The sequence below is a fragment of the Brevundimonas diminuta genome, from assembly GCF_022654015.1.
Classification (GTDB): domain Bacteria; phylum Pseudomonadota; class Alphaproteobacteria; order Caulobacterales; family Caulobacteraceae; genus Brevundimonas; species Brevundimonas diminuta_C.
The window spans coordinates 380,750-399,198 of the sequence record NZ_CP073063.1; the positions used below are offsets into that span (position 1 = coordinate 380,750).

General features: G+C 68.1%; 21 protein-coding genes. 8 read left to right on the forward strand and 13 right to left on the reverse strand.

What is annotated here, in order from left to right; genetic code table 11:
• Positions 1 to 23: 23 nt before the first annotated feature.
• Positions 24 to 491 carry a universal stress protein gene (locus tag KAK88_RS01835; protein WP_039246719.1) on the forward strand — a complete coding sequence of 156 codons (468 nt, stop codon included), beginning with the start codon at positions 24 to 26 and terminating at the stop codon, positions 489 to 491.
• A 12-nt stretch (positions 492 to 503) separates the two neighbouring features.
• Here the strand turns inward: KAK88_RS01835 and KAK88_RS01840 are convergent, their stop codons facing one another.
• Positions 504 to 1,619 carry an MltA domain-containing protein gene (locus KAK88_RS01840; protein WP_242077640.1) on the reverse strand — a complete coding sequence of 372 codons (1,116 nt, stop codon included), beginning with the start codon at positions 1,617 to 1,619 and terminating at the stop codon, positions 504 to 506.
• Complete coding sequence (gene timA, locus KAK88_RS01845) at positions 1,619 to 2,257, reverse strand: TIM44-related membrane protein TimA (RefSeq protein ID WP_039246722.1); 639 nt, start codon at positions 2,255 to 2,257, stop codon at positions 1,619 to 1,621. The genes KAK88_RS01840 and timA overlap by 1 nt, the downstream gene beginning before the upstream one ends.
• Positions 2,258 to 2,455: 198 nt before the next feature.
• Between timA and secB the strand changes: the two genes are divergently transcribed.
• Positions 2,456 to 2,968 (forward strand): protein-export chaperone SecB, encoded by a 513-nt coding sequence (secB, locus tag KAK88_RS01850; protein WP_017505358.1) that lies wholly within the window; start codon positions 2,456 to 2,458, stop codon positions 2,966 to 2,968.
• A 9-nt stretch (positions 2,969 to 2,977) separates the two neighbouring features.
• Positions 2,978 to 3,928, forward strand: a complete 951-nt coding sequence (locus KAK88_RS01855) for a DMT family transporter (RefSeq protein WP_242077641.1) — start codon at positions 2,978 to 2,980, stop codon at positions 3,926 to 3,928.
• A gap of 4 nt (positions 3,929 to 3,932) precedes the next feature.
• Here KAK88_RS01855 and dut read toward each other — a convergent pair whose 3' ends face one another.
• Both dut and coaBC read right to left on the reverse strand, forming a co-directional pair.
• Positions 3,933 to 4,388, reverse strand: coding sequence for a dUTP diphosphatase (gene dut, locus KAK88_RS01860; protein WP_242077642.1), 456 nt, complete (start codon positions 4,386 to 4,388; stop codon positions 3,933 to 3,935).
• Entirely contained in the window at positions 4,385 to 5,614 is a 1,230-nt protein-coding gene (gene coaBC, locus KAK88_RS01865) for a bifunctional phosphopantothenoylcysteine decarboxylase/phosphopantothenate--cysteine ligase CoaBC (protein ID WP_242077643.1), read from the reverse strand. The genes dut and coaBC overlap by 4 nt, the downstream gene beginning before the upstream one ends.
• 102 nt (positions 5,615 to 5,716) lie before the next feature.
• Between coaBC and KAK88_RS01870 the strand changes: the two genes are divergently transcribed.
• Together KAK88_RS01870 and KAK88_RS01875 are read left to right on the forward strand one after the other, a co-directional pair.
• A complete protein-coding gene (locus KAK88_RS01870) occupies positions 5,717 to 6,226 on the forward strand; it encodes an S-type pyocin family protein (protein ID WP_242077644.1) in 510 nt (169 codons plus the stop codon).
• 35 nt (positions 6,227 to 6,261) lie between these two features.
• On the forward strand, positions 6,262 to 7,131 hold the full coding sequence (locus KAK88_RS01875; protein WP_039246730.1) for an HAD family hydrolase: 870 nt from the start codon (positions 6,262 to 6,264) through the stop codon (positions 7,129 to 7,131).
• Between the two features lie 9 nt (positions 7,132 to 7,140).
• Here the strand turns inward: KAK88_RS01875 and KAK88_RS01880 are convergent, their stop codons facing one another.
• The 7 genes from KAK88_RS01880 to sdhC are packed head-to-tail and all read right to left on the reverse strand — an operon-like array spanning position 7,141 to position 12,157.
• Positions 7,141 to 7,503, reverse strand: a complete 363-nt coding sequence (locus KAK88_RS01880; RefSeq protein ID WP_242077645.1) for a PilZ domain-containing protein — start codon at positions 7,501 to 7,503, stop codon at positions 7,141 to 7,143.
• Between the two features lie 9 nt (positions 7,504 to 7,512).
• Positions 7,513 to 8,328, reverse strand: coding sequence for a kinase (locus tag KAK88_RS01885; protein WP_242077646.1), 816 nt, complete (start codon positions 8,326 to 8,328; stop codon positions 7,513 to 7,515).
• Between the two features lies 1 nt (position 8,329).
• Positions 8,330 to 8,650 carry a 2Fe-2S iron-sulfur cluster-binding protein gene (locus KAK88_RS01890; protein ID WP_017506647.1) on the reverse strand — a complete coding sequence of 107 codons (321 nt, stop codon included), beginning with the start codon at positions 8,648 to 8,650 and terminating at the stop codon, positions 8,330 to 8,332.
• 53 nt (positions 8,651 to 8,703) lie between these two features.
• Positions 8,704 to 9,498, reverse strand: a complete 795-nt coding sequence (locus KAK88_RS01895; RefSeq protein ID WP_055755116.1) for a succinate dehydrogenase iron-sulfur subunit — start codon at positions 9,496 to 9,498, stop codon at positions 8,704 to 8,706.
• 1 nt (position 9,499) lies between these two features.
• A complete protein-coding gene (sdhA, locus tag KAK88_RS01900) occupies positions 9,500 to 11,284 on the reverse strand; it encodes a succinate dehydrogenase flavoprotein subunit (protein WP_055809722.1) in 1,785 nt (594 codons plus the stop codon).
• A gap of 7 nt (positions 11,285 to 11,291) precedes the next feature.
• The gene (gene sdhD, locus KAK88_RS01905; RefSeq protein WP_242077647.1) at positions 11,292 to 11,696 is read right to left on the reverse strand and encodes a succinate dehydrogenase, hydrophobic membrane anchor protein; all 405 of its coding nucleotides are present in this window, start codon (positions 11,694 to 11,696) and stop codon (positions 11,292 to 11,294) included.
• Positions 11,693 to 12,157, reverse strand: coding sequence for a succinate dehydrogenase, cytochrome b556 subunit (gene sdhC / locus KAK88_RS01910; protein WP_242077648.1), 465 nt, complete (start codon positions 12,155 to 12,157; stop codon positions 11,693 to 11,695). Before sdhC ends, sdhD begins: the two co-directional genes overlap by 4 nt.
• Positions 12,158 to 12,363: 206 nt before the next feature.
• On the opposite strand from sdhC, the gene KAK88_RS01915 reads away from it, so the two are divergent.
• The 3 genes from KAK88_RS01915 to alaS all read left to right on the forward strand — a co-directional run bounded on the left by KAK88_RS01915 (position 12,364) and on the right by alaS (position 16,797).
• Positions 12,364 to 12,957 (forward strand): hypothetical protein, encoded by a 594-nt coding sequence (locus KAK88_RS01915; RefSeq protein WP_242077649.1) that lies wholly within the window; start codon positions 12,364 to 12,366, stop codon positions 12,955 to 12,957.
• Between the two features lie 52 nt (positions 12,958 to 13,009).
• Complete coding sequence (locus KAK88_RS01920) at positions 13,010 to 13,870, forward strand: pirin family protein (RefSeq protein WP_242077650.1); 861 nt, start codon at positions 13,010 to 13,012, stop codon at positions 13,868 to 13,870.
• Positions 13,871 to 14,139: 269 nt separating this feature from the next.
• Entirely contained in the window at positions 14,140 to 16,797 is a 2,658-nt protein-coding gene (alaS, locus tag KAK88_RS01925) for an alanine--tRNA ligase (RefSeq protein ID WP_242077651.1), read from the forward strand.
• A gap of 382 nt (positions 16,798 to 17,179) precedes the next feature.
• Here alaS and KAK88_RS01930 read toward each other — a convergent pair whose 3' ends face one another.
• Both KAK88_RS01930 and KAK88_RS01935 read right to left on the reverse strand, forming a co-directional pair.
• Positions 17,180 to 17,734, reverse strand: coding sequence for a DUF2939 domain-containing protein (locus tag KAK88_RS01930; protein ID WP_242077652.1), 555 nt, complete (start codon positions 17,732 to 17,734; stop codon positions 17,180 to 17,182).
• 50 nt (positions 17,735 to 17,784) lie between these two features.
• Positions 17,785 to 18,393 (reverse strand): DUF2939 domain-containing protein, encoded by a 609-nt coding sequence (locus KAK88_RS01935; RefSeq protein ID WP_242077653.1) that lies wholly within the window; start codon positions 18,391 to 18,393, stop codon positions 17,785 to 17,787.
• Positions 18,394 to 18,449 lie beyond the last annotated feature (56 nt).

Here is an 18,449-nt window from a genome sequence, read left to right on the forward strand (position 1 = left end):
CTGATCAGGCTGGGGAGGCCGCAATGCCGAGAAAGTTCCTCGTCGTCGTCGACGACAGTCCGGAGTTCGAGGCCGCCCTGCGGTTCGCCTCGCGCCGGGCGAAATCGACGGGCGGGCGCGTGGTCATGCTGCGCGTCCTGCCGACCGACAGCGACGCCCACTGGTCGGGCGTGCGCGAGGAAATCGAACGCCAGCAGCGCCAGGAGGCGGAAATCCTGCTGAACCGCCTGGGCGAGGAGGCGCAGACCCGTTCCGGCGCCGCGCCGGTCTTCCTGATCGAAAAGGGCGAGGCCCAGGCCGCGATCAAGAAGGTCGTCGCCGCCGACCCTGAGATCAAGATCCTGGTCCTGGCCGCCGGAACCAGCTCGCGCGGCCCCGGCCCGCTGGTCTCGGCCATCATCAAACAGGGCGCGCAGATCGGCGGCCGCAAACTGCCCGTCACCATCGTCCCCGGCGAACTGACCGAAGACGAGATCGAAGACCTGGCCTAGACGGGCAGGGGTCTAGCCCTTCGGGACCAGCCGCCACATCCGCAAAGGATGGCGCACGGTCCCGGCCTCGGCGCCCGCGCGGTCGCCGCGCCCCATATAGAGGTCCGCGCGCACCGGTCCGCGAATGGCCGATCCGGTGTCCAACGCCATGGCCAGACCGCGATAGCTGGCCGTGGCGCCGCGCAGATCGCCCCCGTCGGCCTCCAGCCAGACCAGTTCGCCATAGCGCCAGTGCGCCGGATCGACCGCGATGGCCCGCCGCTCGGTCAGAGGCACGCCCGCCGCCCCCGCCGGATGGCCGTCATCGTCAGGGTCCAGCCGGAAGAAGATGTAGCGCGGGTTCAGCGCCATGACCGCCTGCGCCTCATAGCCCCTATGGCTGGCCAGCCAGTCCCGGATCGCGTCGCCGGAGGTGCCGTTTTGAAGCAACAGCCCCTGCTGCGCCATCGGTCGGGCGATGCCCACGAACGGCTTGCCGTTGTCGGCGGCATAGGCGGCGCGGCCGCGCGTGCCGTCCTCGAACGTCAGATAGCCCGACCCCTGGATCTGCAGAAAGAACAGGTCCTCGGCCCGCATCCAGGCCAGGGCCTGCTCCGGCCGTGCGGCGGATTCGATATAGGCCCGGTCGCCGGCGGCGCGTGGATTGGCGGGCTTGGGCAGGACGGGGGCCGAGAATTCGGCGTCCGGCCGTCGCCGCGCCGGATACTCGGGGGCGAAATAGGAGGTCAGCAGCCCCGGTCGCCCGTCCGGCGTCTGGGCCGGGATCGCGCTGAAGCTGGCCTCGAAGAAGGCGCGCGCCTGTGACGGCGTGATCGCCATCGTCGTCGTCATGGCCTTGGCGCGTCCGCAGAGCCGGCGTGCGGCCTCGTCACGCGCTGCGCCGCACCCGTCCACATAGGCCCGGAAGGCGGCCAGATGGTCTTCCTGGCCCCAGCCCGGCAGCACGGCGGGGCTCAGGGCGTCGGACGGCGCGGGAGGCGGGGTCGGATTGGGCGAGGGCGTATAGGGGATCGGCCCTGTCTGCGGCCCCGTCGTCCCCGTCGGCGTCATCGGCCCGGTCGAACAGGCGGCGACAGCCAGGGCGGCCGTCAGCGTCGCCAGTCCGCCCGACCGGCCCCGAACCGCCATCAGGCGTTGGCCGGCTCGACGCGCGCCAGGACCCAGTTCGGGTCCGTCGCGCCCAGGGTGCGTTCGAAGGTCCAGTGTTCGGCCGTGCGGCGTTCCTCGACCAGCGGCTCGCCCGTCGTCGCGTCCGCCGTTTCGCCCGAGGCCTTGGTCACCCGGCTGCGCAGTTCGGCCAGGAAACGGACCTTGGCCACGGCCTTGTCGCCCTCGGCCACTGCGCCTTCCAGATCGGCCCGGGGCGGATACAGGAACTCGACCGTCTCGGTCTCTCCGCGCGTCTCGCGCGCTGCGATGCCGGTCTCGAACGAGGCGAAGACGTTCGGCTTCAGCAACGGCTTCAGCGCGGCCCGGTCGCCGGCGGCGTAGCCGCGCACGATGGTCTCATAGGCCTGGCGCGCCCCGTCCAGGAAACGGGCCGGGTCGAACGCCGGATCGCGCGCCTTCAGGCTGGCGATCGAGGCCAGGGTCGCCGGGTCGATCGCCGCGACCTTGGGCGTCTCGGCCTGGGCCGGGCCGGGCGGCGCGATCTTGGCGTCTTCCTGCGGCTGACGGCCCACCCGCTTGCCCAGCACATTGTAGAGCTGGAACAGCACGAAGGCTGCGATGAAGGCGAAGACGACGACCTGGAACTGAACCGGCATGTTCAAGAGGAGATTCCTGTAGCGAACGACGGGTGCGCCAAACACTTAGTCTGGCGTGATTACGGGCTCATATAGGGTGAGGCAAGGCGAAGCGCGCCCTCAATCGCGCGCGCGACGTTGCGGCCAAGCGTCCCGGCATGGTAGTCGCGGCGCCTCATTCCGGCCTCATCGGCCCCAAACTGCGCCAAAGACCGTTTCATGACCGACGCCGCCCCTCCCGCCGAACAGCCCCAGCAAGGCGACGCCCAACAGGGCCAGCCCGCCGGTCCCGGCTTCCGCATCCTGGCGCAATACGTCCGCGACTTCTCGTTCGAGAACCCGCGCGCCCCGGAATCCCTGCGCATCGACGGCAAGCCCGCGATCGACCTGGGCGTTGAAATGGCCGCCCAGGGCCGCCCCGACGGCCTGTTCGAACTGGACCTGAAGCTGTCGATCAAGGCGACGCACGAGAACCAGCCCGTCTTCCACGTCGAACTGGTCTATGGCGGCCTGTTCCAGCTGGCCAATGTCCAGGAGCAGGACATCGAGCCGCTGCTGCTGATCGAATGCCCGCGCTATCTGTTCCCGTTCGCGCGCGAGATCATCTCGGGCGCCACGGCCGACGGCGGTTTCTACCCCCCGTTCCAGCTGGACCCGATCGACTTCGCCGCCATCTACATCGCGCGTCAGCAGCAGATCGCCCAGCAGCCGGTCGAAACCGGCCAGGCCTAAGCGCGCGACATGGTCGCCGCCGCGCGGCCCTCGCCTGATCCATCGAAAGCCGCGGGCGAGGACGTCGTCCGCGGCATTCTTCTGCGCATCGCCGCCGCCGGCTGTTTCTCGATCATGACGGCGACGTTGAAGCTGGCGTCGCAGGACGGCGTGGCGGCGCCGGAAATGCTGTTCTACCGCGCCGTCTTCGGCCTGCCGGTGGTGCTGGCCTGGGTGCTGACCCAGCCGGGCGGGCTGTCGGCCCTGTCGACGCGCCGCCCCCTGGCTCATCTGGGACGCAGCGCCCTGGGCGTCGCGGCCATCCTGTGCCTGTTTCAGACGCTGACGCTGCTGCCTCTCGCCGACGCGACGACCCTCAGCTTCACCGCCCCGATCTTCGCCACCATCCTGTCCTTCTTCGTGCTGAAGGAGGCGGTCGGCCCGCGCCGCTGGGCTGCCGTCGCGGTCGGCTTCATCGGCGTGATCGTCGTCATGCGGCCGGGCGTCGGCCATTCGGTGCTGCCGCTGGCCGGCGTGGCCTTCGCCCTGATCGGGGCGGTGCTGACGGCCGGCGTGACCATCACTCTGCGCCAGCTGCGCGACACAGAACACGTCGCCGCCATCGTGTTCTGGTTCTTCGTCGCCTGTTCGGTCGTGGGGGCGATCCTGCTGCCCTTCGTCGGCCATTGGCACGCGCTCGGCACCTTCGGCCTGCTGATCGGATCGGGCGTCGCTGGCGGCCTGGCGCAACTGTTCATGACCGCCTCGCTGCAAAAGGCTCCGGTCGCCGTAGTCGCGCCCTTCGACTATCTCCAGATCGTCGGCGCCATCGTCTTCGGCTGGTGGCTGATGGCCGCGACGCCCACCCTCACCACCCTGGCCGGCGCCGCCCTGATCGCCAGCAGCGGCCTCTACACCGCCTGGCGCGAACACATCCGCCGCAAGGCCAGCCTGATCCAGCCGACCGCGCCTCTGGTTTAGGGCGTCAGCGACCCGTCGATCCGAAACCGCCCGTCCCGCGTGCGGTTTCGTCCAGCGTTTCGACCTCGATCCAGTCCGCCCGCTCATGCCGGGCGATCACCAGCTGGGCGATGCGTTCGCCGCGGCGGATGACGAAGGGTTCGTCGCCGATATTGGCCAGGATCACGCCGCACTCGCCGCGATAGTCGCTGTCGATCGTGCCCGGCGCATTGGGGCAGATGATGCCGTGTTTCAACGCTAGTCCCGAGCGCGCCCGCACTTGGGCCTCATACCCCAGCGGCAGGGCGATCTTCAGCCCCGTCGGCACCAGCGCCCGCTGGCCCGGCGCCAGGGTCATCGGCTGATCCTCCGGCACGGCGGCGCGCAGGTCCATGCCCGCCGACCCTGCCGTCTCATAAGCGGGCAGGGGCAGGCCTTCGGAATGCGGCAGGCGCAGGATCTGGATGGCGGTTTCAGTCATTCGGGGGCCTTGAAATGATCGGCGATGCGGGCGGCGACGGCCCGGGCGATGGCGGTCTTGGACTGGCGCGGCCAAGTCTCGGTCCGATCGGCGGTGACCAGCAGCACGGCGTTGCCGTCCGATCCGAACACGTCGTCCGACACATCGTTGCCCAGGATCCAGTCGCAGCCCTTCCTCGACAGCTTGGCGCGCGCATTGGCCTCGAGATCCGTCGTCTCGGCGGCGAAGCCGATGACCAGGGCCGGGCGGTTCGGACCGGGCGCGGCGACGCCGGCCAGGATGTCGGGGTTTTCGATCAGGGCCAGGGTCGGCGGGCCGCCGGGTCCCTTCTTGATCTTGCCGCCGGCGATGGTGTCGATGCGCCAGTCGGCGACGGCGGCCGACAGCACGGCGATATCGGCGGGAAGGGCGCCCTGCGTCGCCGCCTGCATCTCCAGCGCGCTCTCCACATCGATCCGCGTCACGCCGGTCGGGGCCGCCAGCGCCGTCGGCCCCGACACCAGCGTCACCTCGGCCCCCAGCTCGGCCAGGGCGGCGGCGATGGCGTAGCCCTGTTTGCCGCTGGAGCGATTGGTCAGGCCCCGCACCGGATCGATCGGTTCGAACGTCGGGCCGGCCGTGACCACGGCCTTGCGTCCCTGGAGCGGTCGCTCCGCCGCACCCGCCAGCAGCCCTTCGATGGCCTCCAGGATCGCGGCGGGTTCCGCCATGCGCCCCGGCCCGTATTCGCCGCAGGCCATCTCGCCGTCGTCCGGCCCCACCACCGCGACGCCGTGGAAGCCCGGAAAGGCCTTCAACCGCTCCATATTGGCCTGGACCGCCGGATGTTCCCACATCCGCACATTCATCGCCGGCGCCAGCAGCACTCGCTTGTCCGTGGCGATCAGAGTGGTCGAGGCCAGGTCGTCGGCCAGGCCGTTCGCCGCCTTGGCGATCAGCCCCGCCGTCGCCGGCGCCACCACCACCAGATCGGCCCAGCGCGACAGCTCGATATGGCCCATGCTGGTCTCGTCGTCTGGGTGGAACAGCCCTGACCGCACCGGATGCCCGCTCAGCGCCGCCAGCGACAGGGGCGTGACGAACTCGGCTCCGGATTCCGTCAGGATCACGCGCGTCCGCCCGCCCGCCTTGGCGATCAGCCGCACCAGCTCCAGCGCCTTATAGGCCGCGATGCCGCCGCCGACGATCAGCAGGATCTTGCGGTTCGAAAGGGGGCGATTGTCCATGCCCACGGTCTAGCCGCCGCGCGTGACGCCGTCGAGACGAGAACATTGCACGAACAACAAAGTTGTGCTTTCGTCGCGCCCAGCGGGTATCTGGAGGGAAGAATGAGAACGCTGACGAGGGGAGGGGCCGCGCTGGTTCTGTGCGGTCTGCTGGCGCTTGCCGGCTGCGACAACAGCTCGGCGGTCGAGACGCGGGATCGGACGACCGAGGCGGCGCCAAAGGCCGGTCTTGTGTCCGACACGATCGAGACGACCACGACGCAAGAGATTAAGCCGGGTCTGACGGTAACCCGCACCGAGACGATCGACGCCAAGACGGCCCGTCTCTTCGCGCGCAATGGCGCGGACTTCGACGCCCGAACGCCCCAGGACTATATCGCCAAGGTGAAGGCCTTCACCGCCAGTCCGCCCGCCGACGCCGAGACCGTCAAACGGCCCAATGGCGACACCCTGATCTATCAGGCCTCGACCAACACCTTCGCCGTCGTGGCCCGCAACGGCTCGCCGCGCACCATGTTCAAGCCGACGACGGGCGCGGATTATTGGGCTGAGCAGAAGGCGGCGGCGCCCACCTTCGGCCAGCGGCGCCAATCGACGGGCGCGGCGGGCTGATATAGAGGGCGGGGTCCACCAAGGATCTCGCCCCCATGTCCGATACGGCCGAACCCAAGACCCCGCTGCTTAAGACCGCCCTGATCTATGATTTCGACGGCACCTTGGCGCGCGGCAATATGCAGGAGGTGTCCTTCATCCCCTCCGTCGGCATGGGCATCGGCGCCTTCTGGGAAGAGGCCGAGCGCCTGACCAAGGACGCCGACGGCGACGGTATCCTGATGTACATGCAGCTGATGCTGCATCACGCGCGTCAGAACGGCGCCCCGGTGACGCGCGAGACCCTGCGCCAGCACGGCGAGGCCGTCGCCCTGTTCGAGGGGCTGAAGGACCTCAGCTGGTTCGACCGGATGAACGCCTTCGGGGCCAAATACGGGCTGGAGATCGAGCATTACATCATCTCCGCCGGACTGGAGGAGATGATCGACGGCACGCCGATCCGCCCCGCCCTGACCCACGTCTTCGCCTCCCACTACGTCTATGACGACAAGGGCGAGGCCGCCTGGCCGGCGGTCGGCGTCAACTACACCACCAAGACCCAGTATCTGTTCCGCATCAACAAGGGCGTGAAGAACCACTGGGAGCACGAGCGGATCAACCACTTCATCCCCGACGACGAGCGCGCCGTGCCGTTCGACCGGATGATCTTCATCGGCGACGGCGACACCGACGTGCCGACCATGAAGATGATGCACACCAAGGGCGGCTTCTCGATCGCCGTCTATGACCCGCGCTCGAACGAGCGGGATCAGAAGAAGGTCTATTCCCTGATTTCGGAGGACCGGGTGAACTTCGTCGCCGCCGCCGACTATCGCGAGGGTTCGGCCCTGGACCTGATCGTCAAGGGGCTGGTGGGCCGCATCGCAATCAACGCCGGCTCCATGCCCGCCGATACGGCGGACTAGGCCGGTCGATCAGCGCCCCCCGGCTCTCAGCCAGGCGTCGCGGGCGGGGGTCAGCCTCGCCGGCGCCAGGCCTCTCAGCGACTTGGCCCCGGTCTGTTTCAGCCCGGCCTCCTGCCCGCGCTGCCAGACGACGGTGGCGGGATAGGCGACGCCCGCAGCCACATCGACCACGACCACCTCGCGCGGCAGGGCCCCGCCCCGGTCCAGCCGCAGCTTCATCCCCGCGTCCGACAGATCGACGATCAGACACGCCGTCTCCAGGCCGGGCGCACAGATGACGCCGCGCGCATTGGCGGGTCGGCGCGCGCCCATGCGACGGTCGGGCTCGACGGCGGGCTTGGATCCAAACAGGCTCATGGCCCGATAACGCACGGATACGGCTCAGGCGCCAAGCCTGCCTTCGAGGCTGCGAACCCGGCGGTCCCGGTCCAGGGCGACGATCAGGTCTGCCTCCACGCCGCCGGTCATCATATGCCGGCTCAGGCGTTCGTAATGCTGAATGAAGACCGCCAGGGCCGCGCGTCGCTCGGGCGATACGGCGTCCTGCCCCATCAATCCCGCCTCCTGCTCGCAGCGCCAGTCCAGCACGACATCGAACCCCGGCGCCTTCAGAAAGATCAGGGCGTCCAGACGCGCGCGCAGGCGGCCATAGGGCTGACCCAGCGCCGCATTGACCGTCCTGCGCCACTCGCCTCCGACATCCTGCCGGGCCTCCAGGGCGTTGATCGGCGCAACCAGGTCCCCCTCGGCCTGCGGCGTCGCGCCCAAACACCATCCCTCCAGCACGATGACCCGCGGCCGACCCTTCACGACAGGCCAGTCCGCCTCGGCTGCCCGGTCGTCGGCCAGCTTGTCGAAACGCGGCAGAGGCGTCAGATCGTCCGGCCCGGCCGCCTGCAACCGATCCAGCAGACGGTTCAGAAGGCCCAGGTCATGCGTCCCCGGCGGCCCGCGCGTGGCGAACAGCGGATGCACCCGCACCGCCATCGCCGCCCGCTCCGCCTTCGTCAGATAGACGTCGTCCAGCGACAGGCTCGCCCCGCCGAACCGCTCGGCGACAGCCTTGGCCAGTGTCGATTTTCCCGATCCCTGCGAGCCCGCGATCCCCAGGAGCGGCGGCGGACCGTCACGGTCTATCGCCTCGGTGCGCTGGTCGATCCATCGGCCGATCCTGTCGATCAGCCGCGCGTCGATCATTTCAGTGCTGGTTTTCCGGCAACCGCACGATCAGGCCGTTCAGGGCGTCCGACACCCGGATCTGGCACGACAGGCGGCTGTTCGGCTCGACCTCCTCGGCGAAGTCCAGCATCGATTCTTCCATCGCCGACGGCTTGCCCGTCGCCTCGCGCCAGGCGTCGTCGACATAGACATGGCAGGTGGCGCAGGCGCAGGCCCCGCCGCAGTCCGCGTCGATGCCCGGCACATTATTGCGGATCGCGCCTTCCATGACGCTCAGCCCCGGCTTCACGTCGACGACGTGCTCGGTTCCGTCATGCTCGATATAGGTGATGCTGGCCATGCGCCGCTCTTAAACGAGGCGGCGCCGGAGGCAAGGCCCCCAGCGCCGGATACTCAGGCCGCCTTCTTGCGGCTGGGCGCGACCATCAGCTTCTTGGTCTCGGCGATGGCCTTGGCCGGGTTCAGACCCTTGGGGCAGACCTGGGCGCAGTTCATGATCGTGTGGCAGCGATACAGTTTGAACGGGTCTTCCAGATCGTCCAGACGCTTCTGGGTCGCGTCGTCGCGGCTGTCGGAAATCCAGCGATAGGATTGCAGCAGCGCCGCCGGGCCCAGGTACTCTTCCTGGTTCCACCAGTAGCTGGGGCACGAGGTCGAGCAGCAGGCGCACAGGATGCACTCGTACAGGCCGTCTAGCTTCTCGCGCTCGGCCGGGGTCTGCAGACGTTCCTTCTCGGGGTCCGGCTCGTCCGATTGCAGATACGGCTGGATCGAGTCGTACTGGGCGTAGAACAGGCTCAGGTCCGTCACCAGATCCTTGACCACCGGCTGGTGGGGCAGGGGGGAGATGGTGATGTTGTTGGACGCGCATTCGTCCCAGCCCTTGGTGCAGGCCAGGGCGTTGCGCCCGTCGATGTTCATCGAGCACGAACCGCAGATGCCCTCGCGGCACGAGCGCCGGAACGACAGGGTCGGATCGATGGTGTTCTTGATGTGGATCAGGGCGTCCAGCAGCATCGGCCCGTGGTCGCCGGTCGGCACCTCATAGGTGTCCCAGCGCGGATCGGCGTCGGTTTCCGGATCGTAGCGATAGACCTTGTAGGTCTTCACGTCCTTGGAGCCCGGCGCGGCCTTGTGGACCTTGCCGGTCGTCGGCTTGGAGCCTCTGGGGAGAGTAAGCTGGACCATCTTAGTAAACCCGCGCCTTCGGTTCGATATACGCGATGTCGTCGGACATGGTGTAGTTGTGGACCGGACGATAATCGATCTGGACCTGCTCGCCCGGACGCTTCCACGCCAGGGTGTGCTTCATCCAGTTGACGTCGTCGCGATCGGGATAGTCTTCGCGGGCGTGGGCGCCGCGCGATTCCGTGCGGTTCAGGCCGCCCTCGATCGTCACCATCGCCTGGGCGATCAGGTTGTCGTACTCCAGCGTCTCGACCAGGTCCGTATTCCAGATCAAGCCGCGATCGGTGGTCTTGATGTCGGCGCCGGCCGCCTCGATGGCGCGCAGCTTGTCGGTGCCCTGCTGCAGGGTTTCGCCGGTGCGGAACACCGCGGCATCGGCCTGCATCGCGCGCTGCATCGACAGACGCAGTTCGGCGGTCGGGGTCGAGCCGTCGGCGTAGCGGAAGCGGTCCAGGCGGGCCAGGTGCTGGTCGGTCTGGCTCTTGGAGGCCGACGGCACGGCCGAGGCCTTGTCGACGACTTCACCGCAGCGCAGGCCGACGGCGCGGCCGAATACCACCAGATCGGTCAGGGAGTTGGAGCCCAGGCGGTTGGCGCCGTGCACCGAAACGCACGCCGCCTCGCCCACGGCCATCAGGCCCGGCACCACGCTGTCGGGGTTGCCGTCGCGCAGCGTCAGGACTTCGCCGTGATAGTTCGTGGGGATGCCGCCCATATTGTAGTGCACGGTCGGCAGGACCGGGATCGGCTCCTTGGTCACATCCACGCCGGCGAAAATCTTGGCCGACTCCGAGATGCCCGGCAGGCGCTGGTGCAGGATCTTCGGATCCAGGTGATCCAGGTGCAGGAAGATGTGGTCCTTGTTCGGACCCACGCCACGGCCTTCACGGATTTCGATGGTCATGGAGCGCGAGACCATGTCGCGCGGCGCCAGGTCCTTCACGGTCGGCGCATAGCGCTCCATGAAGCGCTCGCCTTCCGAGTTGGTCAGATAACCGCCCTCGCCGCGTGCGCCCTCGGTGATCAGGCAGCCGGCGCCATAGATGCCGGTCGGGTGGAACTGCACGAACTCCATGTCCTGCAACGGCAGGCCGGCGCGCAGCACCATCGCATTGCCGTCGCCGGTGCAGGTGTGGGCCGAGGTGGCGCTGAAATAGGCGCGGCCGTATCCGCCGGTCGCCAGAACCACCATCTTGGCGCGGAACTGGTGAAGCTGACCGTTGTCCAGTTGCAGGGCCGTCACGCCGGTGCAGGCGCCGTCCTGCATGATCAGGTCCAGCGCGAAATATTCGACGAAGAACTTCACCTCGCGGCGCACCGACTGGCCGTACAGGGTGTGCAGGATGGCGTGGCCGGTGCGGTCGGCGGCGGCGCAGGTGCGCTGCACCGGGCCCTCGCCGAAGTTGCGGGTCATGCCGCCGAAGGCGCGCTGATAGATCTTGCCTTCTTCGGTGCGGCTGAAGGGCACGCCCCAGTGTTCCAGCTCATAGACGGCCTTGGGCGCGTTACGGACCAGATACTCGATCGAGTCCTGATCGCCCAGCCAGTCCGACCCCTTGACGGTGTCGTACATGTGCCACTGCCAGCTGTCCTCGCCCATGTTGCCGAGCGAGGCGGAGATGCCGCCCTGGGCCGCGACGGTGTGCGAGCGGGTGGGGAAGACCTTGGTCACGCAGGCGACCTTCAGCCCCTGCTGGGCGGCGCCGAGCGCGGCGCGTAGGCCCGAGCCCCCGGCGCCGACGACGACGACGTCGTATTCGTGATCGATCAGTTCGTAAGCGGCCATCAGTTCATCAGGCTCCGAAACCAGCGGGCAGCGGCGCCGAACCCAGCGCCAGCCGCACGATGAAGAAGACGCTGGCGGCGGCCAGCACCAGGAAGACGACGTTCAGCAGCAGCACCAGAAGGCCGCGCGTTCCGACGTTGGGCACGTAGTCTTCCAGAACGACTTTCCAAGCCAGGCTGACGTAGCCGAAGAAGATCACCGCGGTGATCGCCATCAGGGCGGCGTTCAGCGGATTGGCGAACCAGGCCATCGCCGCGTCATAGCCGGCGCCCGACAGGGTAAAGCCGGTCGAGGCGACCCACAGGCCCAGCGGCAGCAGGGCCACCAGCAGGATGCGCTCGATCAGCCATTCGCCGGCGCCGTGGCGCTCGGAAACCTTGACGTTGTTCTTGAATTTTGCGGCGCCGCTCACAGCGAAACCCTCCCCGTGGCGAACAGCACGACCCAGAACAGCACGGCCAGCGGGATCGGCCCCCAGACGGCGATGTTCGACAGGGCGGTCGCCGACTTCACCGTCAGCCCGTTGCCGGTGTCGTTATAGGTGTGACGCGCGCCGTTCAGGATGAAGGAGAACAGCACCACCGTCAGACCGAAGAAGACCAGTAGGCCCAGCGGCGACCCGGCCAGATCGAGCGCGCTCTGGAACGTCTCGGGTCCGAACGCCAGGGCGCCCAGCCAGGCCAGGACGAACAGCACGCCGACCGTGGCGGCGATGATCGTCGCGCGGAACAGGATCGAGGCCGTCATAGTGACGTGCCAGCGCCAGACGCCCATATGGGGCGACAGCGGCGCGATATGTCCGTTCGGTTGAGTGACGAAGCGACCCGTCCGGTCGCTTGAGGCGCCACCCGGCGTCGGGTTGGGCTGGTTCATGCGAATGGTTCTCAAAAGCGAATGAATTCAATCGCCGTGTGCGGTTGCGAAGGCTTTTGTGACCCTGTGGGGCCGGTGTCAACGCACAGACCCCCAGATCGACGGATTGTGCGGATTACGTCGGTTCCATCACGACGGATCACGTTTGCGTTCCGCGCCCGTTCGACGGCTAGGCGACGCGCCCGACGATTTGGCAGGGTGGGTTCATGTTGCTGCTCGCCCTGATGTCCGCCGTCGCCCTGGAGCCCGCCATCCAGACGACAGGGCTTCTGGACGCGACGCCTGAAACCTATCGCGCGCCGGCCGTCCGCCCCTATCAGCCGCCGTCCCGTTTCGGGCGCGAAACGGCCGAGGGGGACGGCGAGATCGACCTGCATCGCCGCCCTCTGACGGCCCCCGTCGCGGTCGATGACTACGCTGGCGACTATGAGTTCAGCCCCTCCGACAGCCAGACGACCTATGATCAGGGCGTGGCCCAGGCCGCGATCGACGCCGAAGCCGTAATGGGGCCGCTCGACGGTCGCTGGCGCATCGCCCAGCCGGACGGAAGGCCCTTGCTGTCGTTGTCCCTGACCGACCGGGGCGAGGGCCGTCGGGTCGAGGGCGCCTGGCGAAGTCTGGATGCGCCGGCCGGGGTCGACCGAATGGGCGTCGCCGGCCCGGTCTCGACCCAGGGCGAGGTCGTCGTCATTCCCCTGTCGGAGGGTGAGCTGCATCTGCATCCGGCGGCGGACGGCTGGGCCGGAGAATGGATCCACGACGGACGCGCCCGTCCCGTCACGGCTTCCCGTTCAGGCTGATCTCGCCACCCTTGATCTCGCCAGCGCAAATCCGCCACCCTATATGTAGCGAATGACCCAACCTCGTTCCGTTCTTCGCCTGCACCCCGCCCATCGCGACGACATCGGCGACCTGACCACCCGCCGTCCGGTGCCCGGCCCCGGCGTGGACCAGATCGATCCCTTCCTGTTCCTGAACCACCACGGGCCCCAGACCTATGCGCCGGGCAACGCCGGTCTGCCGTTCGGCCCGCACCCGCACCGGGGCTTCGAGACCGTCACCTTCATCCTGGACGGCGAACTGGCCCACAACGATTCCGGCGGCGGCGAGAGCATCATCAAGGCGGGCGGGATTCAGTGGATGACCGCTGGCTCAGGCCTGATCCACGCCGAACTGTCCCCGGCCGCCTTCAAGCGCGACGGCGGGCCGATGGAGATCCTGCAGCTGTGGGTGAACCTGCCGTCGCGGCTGAAGATGACCAAGCCGGACTATGTGGGCCTGCAGAAGTCCGACATTCCGACCTTCGTCACCGAGAACGGCGTCACGGTCGAGCCGGTCTCCGGCGACTGGCTGGGCGTCAAGGCGCCGATCCAGTCCCTGATCGACATCCATCTGGCCGTCGTGCGCCTGCCCGCCGGCGCGACGTTCGACACGCCCGTCGCCCCCGGCCGCAATGTCTTCCTGTATGGCATTAAGGGCGAGATCGCCGTCGCCGGCGCCCCTGTGCCGCAATGGAACCTCGCCGCCCTGTCCGACGGGGATGCGGTCCAGATCACGGCGACCACCGACGCCGTCGTCCTGCTGGGCCACGCCGAGCCTATCGGCGAACCGGTCTTCAGCCACGGCCCCTTCGTCATGAACACCCGCGACGAGATCATCCAGGCGATCCAGGACTACCAATCCGGCAAGTTCGGCCCGCCGCCGAGGGTGTGAAGTAATCCTCCCCCGCCCAGCGGGGGAGGGGGACCGCGAAGCGGTGGAGGGGGCGACCGCATCGCCGATGCTGAACGCCTCATTCAAGCACCGTGCGATTCTCGCCCCCTCCACCACGCTGCGCGCGGTCCCCCTCCCCCTTTCCGCTGCGCTTCTCGGGGGAGGATCTTGTGGCGCCCAAACCTCCGCCCCGTCCAGATGATGCGCTCCCCGCCAAAACCCTATATGACGCCGGTTCCTAGCGACCGCCCCAGCCGAAGACACGCCGAATGCCCAGCCTGAACGAGATCCGCGCCACCTACCTCGACTATTTCGCGGCGGACGGCCACGCCAAGGTCCATTCGGCCCCGCTGGTGCCGCAGAACGACCCGAGCTTGCTCTTCGTCAACGCGGGCATGGTGCCGTTCAAGGACTATTTCACCGGCGCCGCCAAGTCGCCCTATCCGCGCGCGACCAGCTCGCAGAAGTGCGTGCGCGCCGGGGGCAAGCACAACGATCTGGACAACGTCGGCTATACCGCCCGCCACCTGACCTTCTTCGAGATGCTGGGCAACTTCTCCTTCGGCGACTACTTCAAGGAACACGCCATCGAGAAGGCGTGGAACCTGGTCACTCAGGACTTCGACCTGGACCCGAAACGCCTCTTGGTCACCGTCTATATCGATGACGACGAGGCCGCCGCGATCTGGAAAAAGGTCACCGGCTTCTCCGACGACAAGATCATCCGCATCGCCGGCTCGGACAACTTCTGGGCCATGGGCGACAGCGGTCCCTGCGGTCCCTGCACCGAAATCTTCTGGGATCACGGCGACAAGATCGCCGGCGGCCCTCCCGGTTCGCCGGACGAGGACGGCGACCGCTACGTCGAGATCTGGAACAACGTCTTCATGCAATATGAGAAGGAGAACGATCAGATCGTTCGCAACCTTCCCAAGCCCAGCGTGGACACCGGCATGGGTCTGGAACGGATGACCACCGTGCTCCAGGGCGTGCATTCGGTCTTCGAAACCGACCTGTTCAAGACCCTAATCGCCGCGTCTGAAGACGCCACCTCGACCAAATCGGACGGCGACCAGGCCGCCAGCCACCGCGTTATCGCCGACCATCTGCGGTCGTCGTCCTTCCTGATCGCCGACGGCGTCACGCCGTCGAACGAAGGTCGCGGCTATGTGCTGCGCCGCATCATGCGCCGCGCCATGCGCCACGCCCACCTGCTGGGCGCCGCCGATCCCCTGATGCACCGTCTGGTCCCGACTCTGGTGGCCCAGATGGGCGACGCCTATCCCGAACTGGCCCGCGCCCAGCCCTTCATCGAGGACACGCTGAAGCAGGAAGAGGTCCGCTTCCGCACCACGCTCGGCCGCGGCATGGCCCTGTTCGACACGGCGGTTCAGGGCTTCCGTCCCGGCGACATGCTGGACGGCCAGACGGCCTTCACCCTGTCCGACACCTACGGCTTCCCGCTGGACCTGACCCAGGACGAGGCCCGTCGTCGCGGCTTCTCGGTCAATGTTGACGGCTTCGAAGCCGCCATGGCCGAGCAGCGCCAGCGTTCGCGCGAAAACTGGAAGGGTTCGGGCCAGACCGCCAACACCAACGAATGGCTGGCGATCCGCGACCGGATGGGGCCGACCGTCTTCACCGGCTATGACAATATCGAAGGCTCGGGCGAGGTCCTGGCCCTGATGAACGCCGGCGCGCCGGTCGAGACGGCCGAGGCCGGCGATATCGTCGAAGTGTTGTTCGACACCACCCCGTTCTATGCCGAAAGCGGCGGCCAGGCGGGCGATCACGGAACGCTGGAATGGCCGGGCGGAGAGGCCGAGGTCATCGACGTGCGCAAACACGCCGGCGACCTGCACGTCCTGGTGGCCCAGGTCACGGCCGGCAAGCTGGAGATCGGAACCCGCGCCGCCCAGCTGGTGGACGCCGAGAAGCGCCGCACCAGCCGCGCCAACCACTCCGCCGCCCACCTGCTGCATACGGCGCTGAAGAATGTGCTCGGCCCCGCAGTAGCCCAGAAGGGTCAGCTGGTCGATGCCGAGCGCGCACGCTTCGACTTCAGCCACGGCGCCCCGCTTACCGAGGCCGAACTGTCGGCCATCGAGACCGAGGTCAATGCGGTCATCCGCCAGAACGTCCCGGCGGAAACGAAACTGATGGCCCCGCAGGAGGCGATCGAGGCCGGTGCCATCGCCCTGTTCGGCGAGAAATACGGCGACGAGGTCCGCGTCCTGACGCTGGGGCGCTCGCTCGTCAGCGACAACGCCCCCTATTCGGTCGAACTGTGCGGCGGCACCCACGTCGCCCGCACCGGCGACATCGCCCTGTTCAAGATCGTTCAGGAAACCGGCGTCGCCGCCGGCGTGCGCCGCATCGAGGCTCTGACCGGCGAGGCCGCGCGTCAGTATCTGCTGGCCCAGGCCGGCGTCGCCCGTTCGCTGGCCCAGAGCTTCAAGGTCCAGACCGCGGACGTCCCCGCCCGCGTCGACAGCCTGACCGCCTCAGTCAAGTCGCTGGAGAAACAGGTCGCCGAACTGAAGAAGCAGCTGGCCTTGGGCGGCGGCTCGGGCGCGTCGTCTGCGCCTGACGAGATCAACGGCGTCAAGCTAATGGCCCGCGTGCTGGACGGCGTGGACGGCAAGGGTCTGCGCGGCGTCGCCGAAGACTTCAGGAAACAGGTCGGAACCGGCGTCGTCGCCCTGATCGGCGTCACTGAGGGCAAGGCGGCGGTCACCGTCGCCGTGACCTCGGACCTTGCCGGGACTGGGGCCGACCGCATCAACGCCGCCGATCTCGCCCGCGCCGCCGTCATCGCCATGGGGGGCCAGGGCGCCGGCGGCAAACCCGACTTCGCCCAAGGCGGCGCCCCCGACGGCGCCAAGGCCGAAGACGGCCTGGCGGCGGTTCGCGCGGCGCTGGCGTAAAATACGATGCCCTTCTCCCGTTGGGAGAAGATGGCCCGCAGGGCCGGATGAGGGTCGGTCGGCGGGCCATGACGCACCAGCCGACCCTCACCCTTTCGCGCAAGTACGATCGCTGCGCGCTCGTGCGCTCAAGCCCTCTCCCGAAGGGAGAGGGTAATCCATCGCAAGTTCGAACCTGACAGCCTTGCAACTCAGCGGCTTAGACGGCCGCAGCGTCCGCTTCCTGAGCATCCCGTAGGGACGGCCTATACTCTGCGCTCACCACAGAGGAGGCCGCTCACCCAAGACAAAGTGCACCAATTGCACTCACTTTCTGATCGACGCCCCGCCGTCCAATCAGACGAATTAGACACTTTAGACGGTGTTTTTGTCCCCGACCGTCTCAACCCATCGGGTCGGGCGTCAGATCGACCCCGGCCAGCTTCCAGGTGAAGGGCGTCCGGCGTTCCATGATCAGCACCAGCGCATCGTCCGGCCGGTCGTCGCGCGTCAGGGTGACGGCGAAGGTGTTGAGCCCGCGATAGGCCCAGGACTGGCGGATCTTGTCCTTGTCCGCGGCCGGCGTGTCGTCGGCGGGCACGGGCCGTTCCGGTTCGGGCGTCTCGCCGGAGCGGACCATGGCGGCGATGCCCTGCGGCGTGACGAAGTTATCGACCGCGCCTTCGACAAGCGACGGGGCCAGCAGCATCCCCAGCGCCGCCAGGCCCGTGTCCCCCTTGGTCCGGTTGCGGATTTCCAAGGCGGCGCGCGCGTTCAGCTCGCTCTTCAGGCTGGTGCGGAACGCCGGGAAGTCCACCTGCCGCTCCAGCCCGGCCGCATCCCCGGTCCGTGCGGCCCGCACTAGCGCCTGGGCGGCGATGAAGGGCGAGACGAACAGGACGACGACCACGCTGATGACGACGGCGATCAGGGCTCCGGTGATGATCTTGCGGCTCATGTCGTCTCCTTAGAAAGCCAACGCAGGCTGGGCGGCGCCGGTTGCCAGGTTTATCGCGGGGTGACGGTGACGGCCGGCGCCGCCGGGGCCGTCCCGTCGGGCAGGCCGATGTGAACCAGCTTCCACTCGAACGGCCCGCGCCGCTCGAAGGTGAACAGGGTGCGCGATCCGCCCTGATCCGTCACAGCCATGCGCGCCCTGTTGACGCTCCAGTAGGCGGGGCTGGGCCAGGGCTTGCGGCTGCGCTCCGAGGCCGGCGTCACGCCCGCCGCCGTGCGCTGGCTGGCGTATCGGCCCTCGCCCTTCAGCAAGGCGTTGAGGGCGGCGGGCGTCAGATAGGCGTCCACGTTCGGCTGGCGCAGGATCGGGTTCTGCTCGATCTGACGCCGGAAGGCGCCGATGGGGTCTTCCAGGAAGGACGGCGCGGGCGCCATCGCCTCGGGCCGTCCCGCCAGCTGCGGCCGCAACGACTGGCGCACGGCGTTGAAGTCGATCAGCCGCGCCAGCCCCGCCACGTCGTTCGCCTCGGCCGCCGACCGAATGGCGAAGAAGGCCACCGCGGGCGCCGCGAAGAAGGACAGCACCGCCACGACCACCGCCGCCAGCACCAGGTTTCCGAACAGCCGCTTCACGAACGCATCCTCATTACCGCCGATCATGCACGCCCCGGCCCTTCGCACAACGAAAAGCCCCGCGGGAGCGATCCGACGGGGCT